Source organism: Tunturibacter empetritectus, from assembly GCF_040358985.1.
Classification (GTDB): Bacteria; Acidobacteriota; Terriglobia; order Terriglobales; family Acidobacteriaceae; genus Edaphobacter; species Edaphobacter empetritectus.
Genome location: NZ_CP132932.1, coordinates 4,624,081 through 4,640,493, shown reverse-complemented (window position 1 = coordinate 4,640,493; position 16,413 = coordinate 4,624,081). Strand labels below are relative to the sequence as shown.

At 55.3% G+C, this 16,413-nt stretch carries 9 protein-coding genes and 1 tRNA gene; 2 read left to right on the top strand and 8 right to left on the bottom strand.

The window, feature by feature from the left end:
• Positions 1–26: 26 nt before the first annotated feature.
• Positions 27–1,526 carry a DNA methyltransferase gene (locus RBB75_RS19430; protein ID WP_353069017.1) on the bottom strand — a complete coding sequence of 500 codons (1,500 nt, stop codon included), beginning with the start codon at positions 1,524–1,526 and terminating at the stop codon, positions 27–29.
• A gap of 352 nt (positions 1,527–1,878) precedes the next feature.
• On the opposite strand from RBB75_RS19430, the gene RBB75_RS19425 reads away from it, so the two are divergent.
• Positions 1,879–1,952: transfer RNA gene (locus RBB75_RS19425), tRNA-Gln, on the top strand.
• A gap of 412 nt (positions 1,953–2,364) precedes the next feature.
• Here the strand turns inward: RBB75_RS19425 and RBB75_RS19420 are convergent.
• Genes RBB75_RS19420 through crtI form a run of 5 tightly spaced genes read right to left on the bottom strand, consistent with a single transcriptional unit; the run spans position 2,365 to position 8,958 of the window.
• Positions 2,365–3,501, bottom strand: coding sequence for a glycosyltransferase family 2 protein (locus tag RBB75_RS19420; protein WP_179638262.1), 1,137 nt, complete (start codon positions 3,499–3,501; stop codon positions 2,365–2,367).
• On the bottom strand, positions 3,491–4,327 hold the full coding sequence (locus RBB75_RS19415; RefSeq protein ID WP_353070418.1) for a lysophospholipid acyltransferase family protein: 837 nt from the start codon (positions 4,325–4,327) through the stop codon (positions 3,491–3,493). The genes RBB75_RS19420 and RBB75_RS19415 overlap by 11 nt, the downstream gene beginning before the upstream one ends.
• Positions 4,327–5,847 (bottom strand): phytoene desaturase family protein, encoded by a 1,521-nt coding sequence (locus RBB75_RS19410; RefSeq protein WP_179638260.1) that lies wholly within the window; start codon positions 5,845–5,847, stop codon positions 4,327–4,329. The genes RBB75_RS19415 and RBB75_RS19410 overlap by 1 nt, the downstream gene beginning before the upstream one ends.
• 28 nt (positions 5,848–5,875) lie before the next feature.
• Positions 5,876–7,324 (bottom strand): aldehyde dehydrogenase family protein, encoded by a 1,449-nt coding sequence (locus tag RBB75_RS19405; RefSeq protein ID WP_179638259.1) that lies wholly within the window; start codon positions 7,322–7,324, stop codon positions 5,876–5,878.
• A 53-nt stretch (positions 7,325–7,377) separates the two neighbouring features.
• Positions 7,378–8,958, bottom strand: coding sequence for a phytoene desaturase family protein (crtI, locus tag RBB75_RS19400; protein WP_257030944.1), 1,581 nt, complete (start codon positions 8,956–8,958; stop codon positions 7,378–7,380).
• 406 nt (positions 8,959–9,364) lie between these two features.
• Here crtI and RBB75_RS19395 point away from each other — a divergent pair, with 406 nt between their 5' ends.
• Complete coding sequence (locus RBB75_RS19395; RefSeq protein ID WP_179638258.1) at positions 9,365–10,873, top strand: S41 family peptidase; 1,509 nt, start codon at positions 9,365–9,367, stop codon at positions 10,871–10,873.
• Positions 10,874–11,215: 342 nt separating this feature from the next.
• Here the strand turns inward: RBB75_RS19395 and RBB75_RS19390 are convergent, their stop codons facing one another.
• Together RBB75_RS19390 and RBB75_RS19385 are read right to left on the bottom strand one after the other, a co-directional pair.
• Positions 11,216–14,002 carry a GH36-type glycosyl hydrolase domain-containing protein gene (locus RBB75_RS19390; RefSeq protein WP_353069016.1) on the bottom strand — a complete coding sequence of 929 codons (2,787 nt, stop codon included), beginning with the start codon at positions 14,000–14,002 and terminating at the stop codon, positions 11,216–11,218.
• A 49-nt stretch (positions 14,003–14,051) separates the two neighbouring features.
• Complete coding sequence (locus RBB75_RS19385) at positions 14,052–16,385, bottom strand: GH92 family glycosyl hydrolase (protein ID WP_218884542.1); 2,334 nt, start codon at positions 16,383–16,385, stop codon at positions 14,052–14,054.
• Positions 16,386–16,413: the final 28 nt, after the last annotated feature.

Below are 16,413 nucleotides of genomic sequence, written 5' to 3'. Positions count from 1 at the left end.
CCTGCTCCTTGGCAGCAACCTCATTGTTAGTAACAGAGATGCACTGGCGAGAGCCGCCATCCTGCTACGACGGCTTCTTGCTTTGCAGCCACAAACAAACGTAGCGTGTCTTCAACCGCATACAGTGACTTGGGAAACGGAAATCGGCGATCTGGCAGCAGTTGTGTGAGGGTGAGAGTGCCGCCAGTCTCTGCGTTGTGGGAGGGTCTCATCCACGTAGAAGTTGGAGTCTTGCGCTTATCGACCACATACTCGGCTATGACGCTCCCATTTGGCTCTCGATCTACTATGATTGCGCGCCCAGTATCAATGTCTTTAATCTTTCCTGTAGTCAAGTACGAAATCTCCCACTGTTGAGGCTCTCCTGGCGTGTGTCGCCCAACACGAACGTACCCACGGGAGTGTATTTTGCGCAGAGCCGGAGCGATAAGTCCCCAGTTCATTTCTAATCCCGAATCGCGCATAGGAAATACTGCTGTGCAACCTTTACGAAATGGCGCAGTTTCGCGTGGGACGCCATGAGGTAGCGCAGTGCCGATCTCTTCGATGACGCCCTCGGCGTTCACGTAGATGGGATAGAACTGAGCCGGGCCGCCTTTCAGGGTGCCCCGCGCTGAAGTCGCGTCGCTACGTCGCAAAGTACGCCAAGGAACCCGGCTGCCTCCGCCGAAATTGGGGTCTGCCTCTTGGCCGACCGTCGCCTTCCCTAGCATGACCGTAAAGATGTATTCCTCTGACCGCGAAAATCGTCCGGGACGATGGCGTCCACGTGGGTTCACAACGGTTGTAACCATCTCAATGACAGCTTCTGGGAAAACCTGCTCCAGCAACAACCCCAGCCGTAGATATTCCTTCTCGTCAATGGTGACGATTAGCGCGGAATTCGCCGCATTTAACAAGTCCTTTGCGAGCAGCAAGCGCCGCTCCATCATCGCCAGCCACTTGCTGTGCCGATAGAGATCATCTGCCTCGACGTAATCGTTGTTGTATTTCCAATCTTTTGCCCTGGAGTTGTATGGCGGGTCTATGTAGATGGCATCCACCTTTCCACGATGCGTGTATGTCAACGCCTTCAGCACGTGGTAGTTCTCGCCATTGATGACTGTGTGGAAAGGTCTGTCTCCACCTCGCTGTACTTTGCCGGTGCTGACCAAGCCCGGATAGATGGTGTCGCGAAACTCAGCAACAATCACCAAATCATTCACCACCACGGATTGCGCTTCCGTGTTCGCCGCGCCCAACAGTTCCAGATCGGCCATCTTGCCGTCACCGACCTTGCGGGTCGCCTTCACCTGCCAAAGGAGCTGGTCTCCTTTTTTGCCGGAGCCACGTTTCGGCAACACGCGCACCTTGTCACCCTTGCGAACAGGACGCTGAGGCAACTCCACGGCCTCCGGGCGGTGGCGCTCGAAGTTCAGGCCGAACGGCAACCGTGACGACAAAACCTTGAATTCCTTGTCCAAATCTGCCCCTAATTGCGGGTCTTTGGTTTTGGCTTGGGCAATCAAGTCGGTCAGTCGTGACACAGAAACTCCTTGGCGGCTGCTTGGAGCCGCGATGTGGTGGACAGCGTTTTAAAGATGTTCTAAACCACTGTAACGCAGAGTTGCGTGCAAGAAATGAACAGGCTTTCGGGGGATCGTGGAGGCGGGAACGAAAACTGTTGTGGTTCAATATCAAAGATCTACGTTGGGATATTCCTGCTGACTCTTGTTTTCTTTCAAATTCGTGCGTGCGGGAATTGAGGGGGGCAGTTTTGGAGCCCTCTATCTCCTATCCCGTCGAGCCGTTGACCTTCTCTCCCTCACCTCGTACACTCATAAAAGGCAGTCAGCGAGCACCCGTCGCGACGCAAAAGCGCACCCACGCCAAGCACGTTGCCCCCTAGTTCAATGGTAGAACAGTCGGCTCTGAACCGATCAATCGGGGTTCGAATCCCTGGGGGGCAACCAAAATCCATAAAAATTAAACGTCCCCAAACATCCTCTCGCACGAGCGATTCCGATGGAGCTCCTGATCCAGCCGGCTTGACGGACTGGTTATGAGAGAGGAGATCATTCAAGAGCTTTAGGACGATGAGATTGAGGTTGATGCCGCCGTTCGGAGGATACGACAAGTTTTGTGCGACGACTCATCGAGCCTCCGCTTTGTCCAGACGATCAGCAAACGAGGGTACCTATTCCTGGCTGAGACCGCACGGCCAGCCATACCACATCAGGCGCCCGCATCAACCTCGAAGACGATCCGATGGGCCTGCCCGTCGGCCTAGCAGCTCTGTTATGCGTCGGTCTGCTCGTCTGGAGCATCAGTCATTTCCGGAACGTCATGCGAGCAGAGAAAGACCCTCTCTAGACGGTTTTGTCTTTATAATTCAGAGTAGGATCGCTCTTTCCACCTCACACTTCCGCCAGCTAGTTTTCGTATAAGAGCGTACCACTGTATAACGAGAAGTATTCCAACACCGAGGGGATGGAACCACCCCCCGCGCCAGTTCTGGCGAAAACGGTATGCCGCCATAAAACGCGGCACCCATGCTCCAGCGATTGCAATGACTACATAGATTGTCTCCGCAAGCGAAGTTCCTTCTACTAGCCATAGCCATGCTGCCAGCATGAACGGGACTATCTGACCCAGGAATAAAAGCAGGCTGATCGGCAAAATTCTTACCGGTGCCGCGAGTCCCTCCGTTGCATTTTTGGCAAGCCCTTGCCACACTTGCCAAGCGTTGCGATACATCCTGCACGTTGCAAGATCAGTGAGATCGGTCAAATCTGTTCGATACCCGCGTTGCCGGAACAACCTTGGAAGGAGAAGTCCGTCGTGCATCGTTGTCTTGATCTCCGCATGGCCACCGCATGCAAAGTAATCTTTGCGTTGAACGAGAATGAACTGCCCGCAGCCCGCCGCGAACGACGGATCGGTAGTGTTTCTCATTCTTTCGACCGGAAGAAATCCGAGGAGGACAAAATGAATGAGAGGTAGCAGTAGCCGTTCAAGCCAGGTCTCCGTCAGCTGCCGCGGGAAACCACTGACTAACCCCCGTTGGCCTTGTATCAAGAGCGCTGCCACACGAGCAAGGCACTCGGGGCTCAGTCTTACGTCTGCGTCAACAAAACAGAGCAGATCGTGCCTGGCAGCATGTGCCAGCGCCCAACACGCGTGTTGCTTGCCATTCCAACCGATCGGCAGTGTTTGAGTACGCTCGAGTCTGACTCGCGCATCTTTCTTCGCGATCGCCTCGACGATATCAGCCGTTTGATCGGTCGAGCCATCGTCCATCACGATCAATTCGAAGGCCACGCCAGTGTTCGCGAGAACGCTTTCTACTGCGGCGGCAATTCCATCCTGCTCATCCCTCGCTGGAATAAGAACAGAGATCGCGGGCAGGTATAAGGACCCGGCTTGCGGAGGAGGCACATATCGCCGCCAGTTTACGCAAAACAATACCGCGGGCGCCAAAGAACAGAGCATCACCGCTATTGTGAAGGCGTCAAAGATCATCGCCACGCTCCTTGCAGGAGGCAACATCCCTACCGTACTCCGGCAGTACCGTGTGCTCCGCTTGATAAGGCCGTCCGGTCAAGGAGGATTTCAGTTTTTGCCATCCTCCATAGAAACCGCCCGTGCCGAGCTTTCCATGCGCTAAGGTGTCGAAGTTTCGGGCATCGCGTTGTATGGCTATGAAGCGTAGAGTGTTCATTGCCGTTTCCAGCGATTGCACCAATTCCTGTTGCAACTTCTCCGAATCCTGCGGTGAGTCAACCTTTAGTGGCTCTCCAAAGTGCAGTAAGCATTCTGGCAACCGCTCGTCCCAGAACGGATACTCGATGGCAAGCGGAACTACTGTGCACCAACCAGTGCTTACAGCTACTCTCGATGCCAGAATAGAAAGACCTGGCTTGAACTCCAGCGGCCGCGCCCTGCTATCAACGAAGCGTGCCTGCGGTGTTATCCATACAACTCCGCCCGAAGCGAGGATTGCTTCGCTGGTCCTCAAAAACGTCATCGCTCCACGGGCTGAGTTCATCTCGACTCCAAAGATGCCCATACGCTTCAAAACTGCATATCGCTCGAGAGCAGCTGCGTCCATCGGAGCGTAGTGCCGCCTGGCGCCCATGAGTCTCTCCGCTAGATAGACCGAAACCATCGGATCCCACCACGAACTGTGATTTGCATACACAATCACGGGTCCAGCATCTGGTTTTGCCAGCGCGGAAAATCTAGCCGCTCCACTTATCCTTACGGCGTGAAAGTGCCGGCGAAAGTAACCGCGAACGATTTTTCGGAAGAAGCGAAGAGCCGGTAGCGAAATAGGTGGCGCATTCATCATCGGTGAGCATCATGATCGAGCGAATCCGCCGCGATCCATCCCGACATCATTACCATAGGCATTCCGGGCCCTGGGTGTGCGGCTCCCCCGGCAAGATACATTCCTGCCAGTTCCTTACTGCGGTTGGCCGGTTTGAATGCACCCTGGAAGACTCCGTGGCTTGAAATCCCATAGATAGCTCCGTTTAGTACCCTATATCGTTCATGAATATCCTGAGGGGTCAGTGTCGCTTCAAAGACGATACGTTTTTCAATATCCTCGAGCCCTGCGGTTCGTTTTAGCTTATTCAAGATTACCTGCCTATACGCGGGAAGCATTTTGGACCAGTCATGATGTTCGCGCAAATACGGTGTGTGTACGAGCACGTATAACGCTTCGCCGCCTTCAGGGGCGCTGGTTGGATCGGTCGAGGCCGTGGCAGCGAGATAACACGTGGGGTCGGGAGCGGGCTCGCCCAACTCATAGATTGAGTGAAATTCCTCGTGGGGGTCACGCGAAAACACGAAGTCATGATGCGCCAGATGTTCGTACCGCTTATTCAGCCCGAGATAGAGTACTACGCCGGAGCACGCTGGCTCATAGTGTCGCTTATGTTCAAACTGCTGTGCGGCCGCTCCGCCGACGAGTTCACGGTGGGTCCGCACTGCGTCTTCATTCGAGACCACCGCATCGAAATGATGCACCTTGCCCATGGTCGTCACGAGTCCAGTTACCTTGCCGCCGGCCCTTCCTCCGTGCCGAGGGACGTCGGTAAGAATCTGCGATACGTCTGTCTCTGTACGAAACACAACACCAAGCTCGCCAGCCAGTCTCACCAGAGCCTCTGGCACTGCGCGTGTCCCACCGAGTGGGTACCAGATTCCTTCTGCCATCTGCATGTATCCGATTGCACAAAGAATCGCAGGCGAAGCATCGGGTGAGCTTCCCACATACTGCACAAAGTGATCGAGCATCTGTGCCACATTCGCATCCGGGATGAACTCTCGGATTGTGCCCGCAACTGTCTTACCCAGCCTCATCCTCATCACGTCTCTAAGAACCTTGATGTCAAACGCTCCACCTAGATCGATGGTGTCTTTCATCGACCCGATCGATCGCCAAAAGAAGAACCGGTCGCTGATCGAGTGCAATTGCTTTGATGTTTCAAGAAACTTGAGGTAGCCCGCGCCCATCCTCGGCCAGATAGCCTCGAGTTCTTTCGCCATCCTGGAGGCGTCATCGCGCAAGTCCATGCTTGTTCCATCTTCGAAGAAGCACCGCCACTGTGGATCGAGTCTTACCATGGGCACATAGTCTTCCATGCGTCGTCCAGCTTCTTCGAAGATTCTTCCCAGCACCGAAGGCTGGATTAAAATCGTCGGTCCCATGTCGAAGCGGAAGCCGGCGGCACGCAACTGTGCAGCCTTTCCCCCGAGCCATGCATTCTTCTCGAACACCTCCACCCGGTATCCCCGGGCAGCCAGCGTACAAGCCGCCGCCAGCCCAGCTAATCCGCTTCCGATCACTCCAACTTTCATTCCGCCGTCCCGCATGCTCTTCCTTTGGCTACTTCCGGCGAAGCCGCATTGCGGCTCCTACTGCTCTAGCTAAGCCTTGACACCGTTGATGTATCGTTTGCGAGTGCGATGCCAGGATTACTCCATCGAACAACTCGCGATGCTGATCTCCTGTTACTTCGTAGTGGCGAACGCTCTTGTTGCGTTGCACTGTAACCACCTTGGCAGTAGTCATCTCGAGAAGTCCCTCAGTGCCGCGGGTGGTTCCGTAGCCGCTTTCTTTTCGTCCGCCGAACGGGGTCCGCGGATCCACAGTAGCAACGATGACGTCGTTAATCAGCACGTTGCCCACGTTGAGCGTTGATGCCAAACGTTTGGCTTCTGCCTCATCGCCGAATACCGACGCCGTCAGCGCAAAAGGGCAGGCCTTCTGCGCCGCCAGCACTTCTGTCTCGCTCGATATGTCGATCATCGAGAGCACAGGAGCGAACAGATCGGCTTGGGCCAGACGCATCCCGGGTTTTACTTCAGTCACCAGGATAGGCCGTTGCTCTGTATTGATAGAGCCATGCACGTGAGCGCCTAAACGCTCCGCCTCGTGAAACATCTCGCCCAAATTCGCTCGCGGCGTCTCGCCAAGATGCACCGGCCTGCATTCATTGAACGCAGTGGACAACATCCCGACCAGCGTCCTCTTTCGATCCTCGGATGCACCCAACAGCAATAGCCTTCGCGGCGCCATGCACGTAGCCGAGCCATTCAGACGCATACCAAACGTTATGGCCCTCACAACTCGCTTCAAATTGGCCGAAGGTAGCACCACGACAGCGTCACATCCCGATGCCTCGATCACACATGGGATTATCTTTTCCGCGCATACTCGCAGTACTGTTCGCGCAGTCTGAGCGGAACCTGTGAAGATCACCTTGTCCACGGAGGACCGTAGAGCCTCCTCTGCCGCCTCGACCGAATCATCGGTCACCTCCAACAACGAACGTGGAAGGTTCGCAGCATAGAGCGCTTCGGCAAAGAGTTTCGCTATCGGGCCGCCGCCATGCCCAGGTTTTAACATTACTGCATTGCCAGCAGCTAATGCCTGCAAAGTCTGTACTCCGGGTAAGAAAAGTGGATAGTTCGCTGGTCCCAAAATAAGAACAACTCCGTAGGGTACGCGCTGAACCTCGCTGATGAGGCCTGCCAGCCAAAAAGGGCGCCGTCGGCTGCCCAATCGTTGGACCTCGAGAATCTTCTCTGCTCTTTGTTCCAGAAATCGGCACGCCGCAAGCAGTGGCAAGACCTCTGCGACTCTGGTATCTGCAGGCGTCCGGCACAGATGAGATGGTATTGCGTCTGAGAATGCGTCGGCCATGCGCGACATCGCAAACCTGGCACGCCGCAACACATCAAGGCGCCTCTGTATCGGCAAGTTGGCCCATGTCAGCTGCGCTTCGCGACGCAAAGAAAATTCAATGGCGTTGACTTCCTCGGCTTCGTCCATACGTGATGATCTACTGAGAGGTGCCTCTTCCCCGATCGCAGAGATGGGCATTGTTATGATGCCACGCCGACCAACTCATCGTCGGATATCGGTGATACGGACTCCCAGCGAGGCTCAATCTTCATGTCTTGCAGCAAGAGTCGTGATGTAATTCGGGCCGACTCGAAGATGACAGGCAATCCGCTGCCCGGGTGTGTTCCTCCACCGACCAGATACATCTGTCCGATGTCCTCGAATCGATTATGAGGACGTAGATGCAGCATTTGTTTCAACGAGTGCGCCATGCTAAAGGTCGCTCCTTTGTAAAGATTGAACTCGCTGCTCCAATCTGATGGGGTAATAATCTTCTCTGTTCGTATTCGTCTCTCGACATCCGTGATTCCTATCTTCTCCAATTGTTTAAAGGCTAGCTTTCGGAACCGTGGGGTCTCCATTTCCCAATCCACAGAGTTGCTCCCTTTTGATCCAGTCTCATGTGTAACTGGTAGCAGTACATATAAGGTGCTGCTGCCCTTTGGAGCCAGCGTTGAGTCTGTGACACTAGCATTCTGAACATAAAACGACGGGTTGTCTGAGAGGCGGTGTAGCGTTTCAATATCCTTCAGGTTCTGCCTGTAATTTTCAGCCAGGTAGATCGTGTGATGTGATACCTCGTCGTAGCACCCATCGATTCCCAGATACATCATGAACGTCGAACACGAATAATCCTTCTTAGCCAGCGTTTCGTTTGTCCATTTTCTTCGTTGATGATTCGGAATCATCTGCCGCATCGCACCTGCGAAGTCTGCGTTCACCACGACTGCATCTGCGGGCAAGCTATGGCGCGTTGTTTTTACGCCGATTGCCTTTCCGTTCTCCACGAAGACTTGCTCTACCGGCTCGTTGAGCAGAATCTTTACCCCCATTTCTCGAGCGATTCTCGCCATTGCCTGTGTAACAGCCCCGCACCCGCCTGTCGGATGAAACACTCCATGTTCATATTCGAGAAACGAGAGAATAGAAAATAGACTAGGGCATTGGAATGGACTCATTCCTAGATATTTCGACTGAAAGCTGAAGCCGAGTCGGATCCTCTCATCCTTGAAGTGCTGCTGTAGATCTTGATCTAGGGAACGCCAAGGAGCCAGCAAGGGCAGAAGCTTCATCATTCCTGGTTTTGCCAAATCCTTCCAGCTCTCGAAGGGTGATTGCAGAAACGGGATAAAACTAGTGAGCTTTTTTCGATTCTGCGTCATGAAGTTATCGAGACGAGCCGCATCCTGCGGCGAGATCGTGGCAATTGCCTGCCTCATGCGCTCCGCATCTGGCGTTGCCAACAACTCACCTCCTGCGCCGAACACCAACCTATACTGAGGATCAAGCCGAGTCATCGGCACTTCGACATCCAAGTCATATCCTGACGTCTTGAAGATTTCTCTTAGGACCTTTGGGTACAAGAAGAACGTTGGACCAATGTCGAACTTGAAGCCGCCCCGTTCAATCGTCGAGGTCCTCCCTCCAACTTGGCTGCGCTTCTCGAGGACAGTAACTTGAACTCCTGCCTTCGCCAGGAGCATCGCCACTGCCAGTCCGCCCGGGCCCGCTCCGACTATTACAACTTCTGAAGGTTTTGTTTTTCCCATATTCCTGCGCATAGAGTCTTGAGCCCAGCTGTGCTATTCGCGGTAGCCTGTTAGTTATCCTAAGCCTTAATCGCACCGCGCTCTTCGGAGCTTTCGTAGTGTGAATATTTTGCGCTCCAAACATCCGTGCGATCTAAATGGAGAAAAGTTGGCTTCAGAAAAGCCCGAGAGTCACAAACGGCGCATCGCCATGACTGTTCGTCCCGGTTTAGAGCTCGTGGCTCAAGCTGAGAGATGGATAGAAAATTACTCTCCAATTGTGGCAATAGGATAGAAAATACACCGCTTCGGCTTTCTATCCCTCCGTTCGCCCGAATGCATCAATGATGCTAAGGATGTTGGATCACGCTGAAAAGTGGGCACACTGTTGAACGATCGAACATAAACAGATTTATCCTTACCGTAATCCGCTTACTACATGAAATCTTTCTTCAGACTTTCGCTGGCGTTCGTTATTGCTACGACCTGCTATGGGCAGGTTGACTCCTCTCCAGTATTGAAAACCGGCGGTCTGCAGGAAGATGTTGCCGTCCTGCGCAGCGCGTATGAGCAACTGCATCCGGGCCTCTACCGCTACAACAGCAAGGCGGAGATGGATAAGGATTTCGCAACACTCAGTCGCCAGTTGGATCACGACCAGAGTTTGCAGGACGCCTTCCTCGCCTTTTCGGAATTTGCCGCGAAAATCCGTTGTGGTCACACCCAAGCGAATCCATTCAATCAGCCGAAGTCGTTGATTGAGACTCTCTTCAAGAGCCCAACGCGGCTCCCGTTCTACTTCGATTGGCTTGATGGACATATGATCGTCATGCGAGACTTCACGACGGACCACCTTCTTCCTCCCGGCACCGAGGTAACCCGGATCAACGGTGTTGCCGCGTCGGTGATTCTTATGCGGCTCCTTAGCGTCGCACGTGCCGATGGAGCCAACGATAGCAAACGTGTCGCGCAGCTTGCCGTAAACGGCGACAGCAGCTACGAGACATTCGACCTGTACTACCCGATGTTCTTCCCGCAAAAGATGGCCAACGACACCTTGCTCATACGGAAACCGATGAGTCAAAAGGTCGAGCAGATTTCCGTTACTCCGTTGACCTTCGAAGAACGGATTGCCCCCATAAAGCGGCGCGAAGAACAACGCAAAGGCGGCGACGGAGCGTTGTTCTTCTGGAAATACCTGTCGGATGGAAGCGGATACCTCAAGATGCCAACGTGGGCACTTTATGACAGCAAGTGGAATTGGAAACAGTGGCTGAACGAGCATTTGGATGATGCTGCCACCCGCAACGCTTCCGCGCTCATACTTGACCTTCGCGGAAACGAAGGGGGAGACGATGTCGGTAACGAGATCATCCCGCATCTCATCGATCAGCCTATTACTCTCTCGTCCATGCGCCGCCTCGTCCGCTATCGCAAGGTTCCCGACGAGCTCGTTCCCTATCTAGACACCTGGGACAAAAGTTTTCGTGATTGGGGAAATTCCGCAGTTGATCTACCCGAAGCATGGCCGACTGCACCGACAGGCGTGGCGTACCTGAAGCTCGCTCGTTACGACGACGATGCCAACGGAGACATTATCAAGCCGGCAAGCAAGCGCTTCCATGGAAAAGTCTTCGTCTTAATCGACGCAAGCAATAGCTCCGCGACTTTTCAGTTCGCACAGAATATCCAGAGTCACCATCTTGGCACGCTCATCGGTCAGCCAACCGGCGGAAGCCAGCGAGGAATCAATGGCGGTGCTTTCTTCTTTCTGCGGCTTGCGCATTCAAGCATAGAGATGGACCTGCCGCTCATTGGCACATTTCCTCCCGGTCCAGTGCCGGACGCCGGGGTGACTCCGGACATCCTGGTTAAGGCAACGGCGTCGGACATCGCCATTGGACACGATGTAGGATTGGCAGCTGCCATGTCTGCAATTCTAAAATAGAAGTCTGCCCTTTCAAACGTTTCTGCTTTGGAAGTACATGGCAATTGACCGTGTGGGGAGAGACCCTGCTGGTTTCTCCCTGAACCCGTATCTTCGCTCCCATCGGCGGCGTTAAGTGCAAAAAAGTCGTGAAAGATATCACGAGGCTTGTTTATCTGCGAGATGTTAAAATGGCAACAATCAGGCAATGATTTTCGGGTTTTGCATGTTGAATGATTGAGGACGTGGATTTGTGGCGCGCTAGGGTGGGCTGTGGCTATTTGACAGATCAATAATGATCAATAATGTCGGACCTTCAACGGTGGAGACGGCAGGGAAGTGCCTGCTACTGACTAACTACAGCTAGCCGAAGGTAATATCCCATCGCAGCGGTGCATTTGGTGAACTGCTGCCTCCAAAGCTGGTCCACCCATCGTCCGAATGCAGTGCTTCCTGCTTGCCGTTTACGGTGAGGTTCTTGAGGCGATGGAATATCTTCTCTGGCAAAGTGATTTCGATGCGCCAGTATCCGGCGGTCATTGGTGCATACCAGCCGGAGTATCCTGCGGACGTCTTTTTAAATCCCAGGAGGGGAGTGTTGAACTCGTAGTCGTCGAGAGGAAGATCTGGCTTGAAGTGAATGCCGTCCCGGCGAAACTTGGCACCAAGAAGCTTAACGGATGCGTAAAGAGGCCACGCGTGTGCGTGCATGTTGAGGACAGGAAAGTCCACTCCTGTACCGCCGGGTTGCGTGGATTGCACTGAGTGATAAGCATCGGGGCCGCTCCAGATGCCGAACCACTTGTCCGGGTAGATCTCGGCGTGGCGAGCGAGGGTGTTCTTCTTCCACTCGTCCCAAGCCATCTCGCCGTTTTCCAATGCGAGAGCCCAGATGAGGGTCCCGTTGATCGCGTAGAAGATGCCTCCGTTGGTGCCGGTACCTGGCTCATCTTTCATGGTCGGGTCGGGTTGACTCAGCAACATTGCGCCGATCGGTGAAGGCTTGCGCACCAAGTCATCGATTGTCGTCACCAGGGCTGTGATCTTCTCTTTAGGCACACAGCCGCCGATCATAGCCCATGGCTGGGGTTCCAGCCACATTTGCTTTTCGCCCATCCAACCGAGGTTTTCATCGAGCCACGCGCGGCGGTACCATCTGTCATGCCACTGGGCGCTTACGGCTTCGCGTTGAGCTTTTGCTTTTGCGCGGGCCAGGGTGGCCGGTTCGTGGTGGCCGAGGCCGTCGAGCATCTCCGCATAGTAGTCGAGGACGTAGGCCGCCATCGCGGAGTTTAGAACGCTCTCGCCGATTGGAACCACTTCTTCCCTCTGTTCTGGCGTGAGATGGGTGTACACGATGCTGTCATTCCAATCGCCGTTGAAGAGGCGTTGTAAACCATGTCGTCCGACGCCAATTGTGGAAGTAAAGTACGTAAAGCAACGGGACAGGAGGTCGAGGACCGTGGGGTCGTCGGGTCTCGTATCGTGGCGTGGGTACAGCGGAATACGCTCCTGGAGAAATTCCCGGTCGCGAGTTGCGAGCACGTACTCGCTGGCCACCCAGAGCACCCACAGCTGCAGGTCGCTGGGCTGGTAGACGCATGGCATCGGGATACCATGACCGACGATCGCGTATGGGATGGAGCCGTCGGACTGGATCTCTTTGAGGGTGTAACGGAGAACCGACCGGACAAGATGAGGATCGGTAAAGATGAAGGGCAGCACGTGCTGAAGCGGATCGCGAGCCGCGCCCTGCAGGCCGGCGAGATATTGGTAGCTCGCCCCCTGAGAAAGAATGTGTTCACGGAAGAAGCTGTCGTAGGTCAGACCGCTGCGCAGGTAGTAGCTGCTCCACATAGCTTCGCGTTCTACCCACGGGTGAGCCGGCGTGCGAAAGATGGGAGCAATCGACTTCCACTTAGCGCAGGATCGCGGCCAATGTGATGCTGGTTCAACGCTGTACCTAGCGATGAGTTCATCTGCGGAGAAGCCTTCAGGAAGATAGCCGTAGAGGAAGCTTAGGGTGCGGCTCTCGCCGGGTTTCAAGACGAGTTTTCGCTCCAGCAAGAATGCGCTTTCAGGTCCCTGCACGCTCAGGTCGTTGTCGAGGGATGCCGTCATTCCAGGCGGATGCTCGATGCTGCCGTCGAAGAATCGTTTGCCGCTGGTCGCAAAGTAGTCGGCTGGCGCATCGAGTGAAACCAGGAAGGTGGGCGGCGGCGCGAGATCTTCCATTGCGGTGCCGGCAGCTAGAGGAGCGGTCGAGCCGCCGAAGAACCCTGTCGGTTTCGCACGGAGAGATTCCTGCGTCTGTTGCCAAGCAAGCTGCTCTTCGGGGGTGCGTCCGAGGAAGGTCTGCGTTTCAAGAAGCCCTTTGCTGCCGAGTAGCTTGCGGAAGCGATGAGAGAAGCGAGCAGCAAAGTCGCGACGACGTTTGACCGCTGTTGGAGCCGCTGGGAGAACGCCGGACTCCATGAGCGAGCGCCAGGAGAACTGGTAGTTTTGGCAACCCCAATACTCCACCCAGCGAGGCCTGACCGTTTGGGCGGATTGGTTTGTGATGGTGACTTGAGAGATGAGGACTGGGTCATCGCCATAGGGAGCGAAGATGATCTGATCGACAACGTACGCGTGTGCCGCGACGCGCTTCTGCAGGTAGCCCATGCCGAAGACGCGATCGAAGGTTGTGGCGGCGCCAGTGTAGTACGTGCTGAGAACGAAGCCATTATCGTCTGCCAGGAAGCCGATTCCAGCTCCATAGCGATCTTCCTCCGGGCAGAAGTCGTTGAGGAACTTTGGACTGCCTTCATCCTGACGAACCTGCACATGGCCGTAGTTGGAAGCGATGGCAACGAGACGGTCGTTGCCTACCTGATGCATATGATCGGTGGGTGAGCGCCAAACCTTATCGACAGGCAATACGGCGAGCGGGTCAGTGAGTTGATTGCAGGTATATCGGTAGGCGGGGAGACCGTGGGCATCGGTTTGCCAACGGCCGAAGTGTCCCGAGCCATAGGCCTCAGTTGCGGTCTGCTGCTGATCCTGCCTGATCGGCCGAGTGTGTGGTGCTGCCTGCGTCACGAGAGTTCGCGGAGTGAGCGTGTTGGCCAGGCCCAGGCTAGCTAACTCAAGGAAGGTTCGGCGTTTCATCCGGGAGATCCTTTCTGTGCGGCGTGCGGGATTTTCGAGGCCTGATGCGCTACCGGGTTACGGGCGGCGCGTCGCTGAGCGAGGGAGGTGCGTCTTCAGGAGCCGCACCCCAGTGCCGATTGGGAACAGCGCCAAGGTCGAAGTGCAACGTGCCGCCGTCTGTGATGTTGTGAAAGGCGATCCAGTTTTGGGAGTGTTCGCGACCATTCAGTGTGACATTCTGAATGTATGGCGTGGTGTCAGGATGTTCACTGGTTGTGATGGTGAAGGCCTTTCCCGGATAGGGTGAATGCAGATGCACGACGGCTTTCGAAAAGACCGGGCTAACCAGCTCATAGGCGAGGCTTGACGGGTCCACGCTGTAGATGCCCAACATACTGAGGACAGCCCATGACGACATGGCTCCGCAATCGTCGTTGCCGGGGACGCCGTCAGGAGCGTCCGTGTAGTTTTCCTTCAGGACTCGTCGAACCACCTGTTGTGACTTCCACGGCTGGCCGGAAAAGTTGAAGACGAACGGCGCCTGAATGTCGGTTTCGTTGTAGGGGTTGTAGTACTGCCCATACCATCCGGGCGAGGGATAGTTGAAGAATTCCGTCATCGCTGCGTTGAATCGTTCTTGTCCGAAGGCCTTCACCAACCAGCCGAGGTCGGCAGGAGCGAACGAGCGATAGTGCCAGCCGGTGCCTTCGACGAATCCATGACTATCTTGCGCAGGATTGAATCCTTGCACCCAGGTACCATCGGCATTGCGTGGGCGGAAGAACTTGTCTTCGAGATCGAAGAGGTTGCGATAGTTGAGCGCGCGGTCGTACAGGCGCTGAGCGTCAGTGGTTTTTCCGAGCGCGACCGCGAGACGGGATAGGGACGCGTAGGCGAGCGAGTATTCTTGGGTCATCGCAACCGAGCCGTACGTCACCTTGTCGGCAGGAAGATATTGGAGCTTGTTGATCCAGTCGATGCCTTCTTCTCCGACGTAGGGATGGCCGGGCGGAGGAGCCTCGGTGGCATCCTTCTGCATGGCTTCCCAGGCGGTATGGATGTCAAAGCTGTGAAGTCCGTCAAGGTACGCCGTTGCGAGTGCGATGGAGAGCGGGCTGCCAACCATATCTTCTGTGTAGAGATTGATCTGCGGCCAGCGATCGATCCAGCCACCTTGCTGGTACATCAAGACGACAGACTGCGCCATGTCTTGCAGGCGCTGCGGCTCGACTATGGCAAGCAGAGGAACCTCACTGCGGTAGATGTCCCAACCGGAAAAATTTGTGTAGACATGGTGACCGGGGGGAATGGTATGGATCTTTCCATCGAAGCCGAGATAGCGGCCATCTGCGTCGTCGAAGAGCGAGGGCATGAGGAGGCTGTGATAGAGCGCGGTATAGAAGACCGTGTGATTTTTTGCGGAGCCGTCCGAGACTTCAATGTTGCTTAGCTCTTTGTTCCATTCACTCGTAGCGGCTTGGTGGATGCTGGTGAAGTCGCTGCCGGCAGCTTCGGACTGTAGATTCTTGTCCGCGCCTGCGACATCGACATACGAGATGCCAATCTTGGCCGTAACTGCCTGCTCATGATCTTCCGTCGCCCAATTCGCGTAGGCGCCAGTTGATTGCTCGTGGCTGGTCTGCTCGGCTGAACGTGTGCCGGGGGCGACAGTGCCACCGCGATCCTGGTCGTCGACCCACTTGCCGAACCAGGTGCCGAACGAAGTGAATGGCCTGTCGAAGACCATAACGAAGTACACCTTGTAGGTCGGTGTCCTGTTGCAGAAGAGGTGGTTCTCGACAAAGCCTTCAATGCGGCGGTCGCCGACGACGCGGACGGATGCTGCAGCCGTGTGGTTCAGCGTATGGCTGATGGGCACCAAGATATTGGAGACCTGATGGGCAGGGAAGGTGAATCGCGCGATGCCGGTTCGTTCCGTAGCGCTGAGCTCGGCGCGGATGCCCCATTGCAGAAGCTGGACCTGGTAGTAGCCGGGGGACGCGCTTTCTGAGTTGTGCGAGTAAGGTGTTTGATAGTCTGCGACCTGCGTGGCGATAGGGCCGGTGGTCGCGGTAAAGAATACGTCGCCCTGGTTCGCGCAGCCGACCCCGCTCATGTGGGTCATGCTGAAGCCTTTAATCCAACTTTGAACGGTGTGATAGCCATAGCCGTGATCTTCTGTATCTGGGCTGAGCTGAACCATGCCGAAGGGTCTGACGGCTCCGGGGTAGAGATTTGCGCCGTTCTCCGGATCGCCGCCAGTGCCGATCAGCGGATGGACGCTGGCCACAGGTTGCGCGGTCGAAGACGCGTCTTGCGCACACGATGTGTCCAACCACAGTGTCAGGAAGATAAGAAGCGCCCCGGCCGTGTGCGACCAAATTTTCGTCGTTCTTCGCATTCAGGCCTTTCTGCTGTGTAAAAAGCTA

What these genes read in the sequence shown, in the direction of transcription:
- RBB75_RS19405 (WP_179638259.1), bottom strand. Translation starts at nt 7,324, where the DNA reads ATGGACGAAGCCGAGGAAGTCAACGCCATTGAATTTTCTTTGCGTCGC.
- RBB75_RS19420 (WP_179638262.1), bottom strand. Translation starts at nt 3,501, where the DNA reads ATGATCTTTGACGCCTTCACAATAGCGGTGATGCTCTGTTCTTTGGCG.
- crtI (WP_257030944.1), bottom strand. Translation starts at nt 8,958, where the DNA reads ATGCGCAGGAATATGGGAAAAACAAAACCTTCAGAAGTTGTAATAGTC.
- RBB75_RS19410 (WP_179638260.1), bottom strand. Translation starts at nt 5,847, where the DNA reads ATGAAAGTTGGAGTGATCGGAAGCGGATTAGCTGGGCTGGCGGCGGCT.
- RBB75_RS19385 (WP_218884542.1), bottom strand. Translation starts at nt 16,385, where the DNA reads ATGCGAAGAACGACGAAAATTTGGTCGCACACGGCCGGGGCGCTTCTT.
- RBB75_RS19415 (WP_353070418.1), bottom strand. Translation starts at nt 4,327, where the DNA reads ATGAATGCGCCACCTATTTCGCTACCGGCTCTTCGCTTCTTCCGAAAA.
- RBB75_RS19390 (WP_353069016.1), bottom strand. Translation starts at nt 14,002, where the DNA reads ATGAAACGCCGAACCTTCCTTGAGTTAGCTAGCCTGGGCCTGGCCAAC.
- RBB75_RS19395 (WP_179638258.1), top strand. Translation starts at nt 9,365, where the DNA reads ATGAAATCTTTCTTCAGACTTTCGCTGGCGTTCGTTATTGCTACGACC.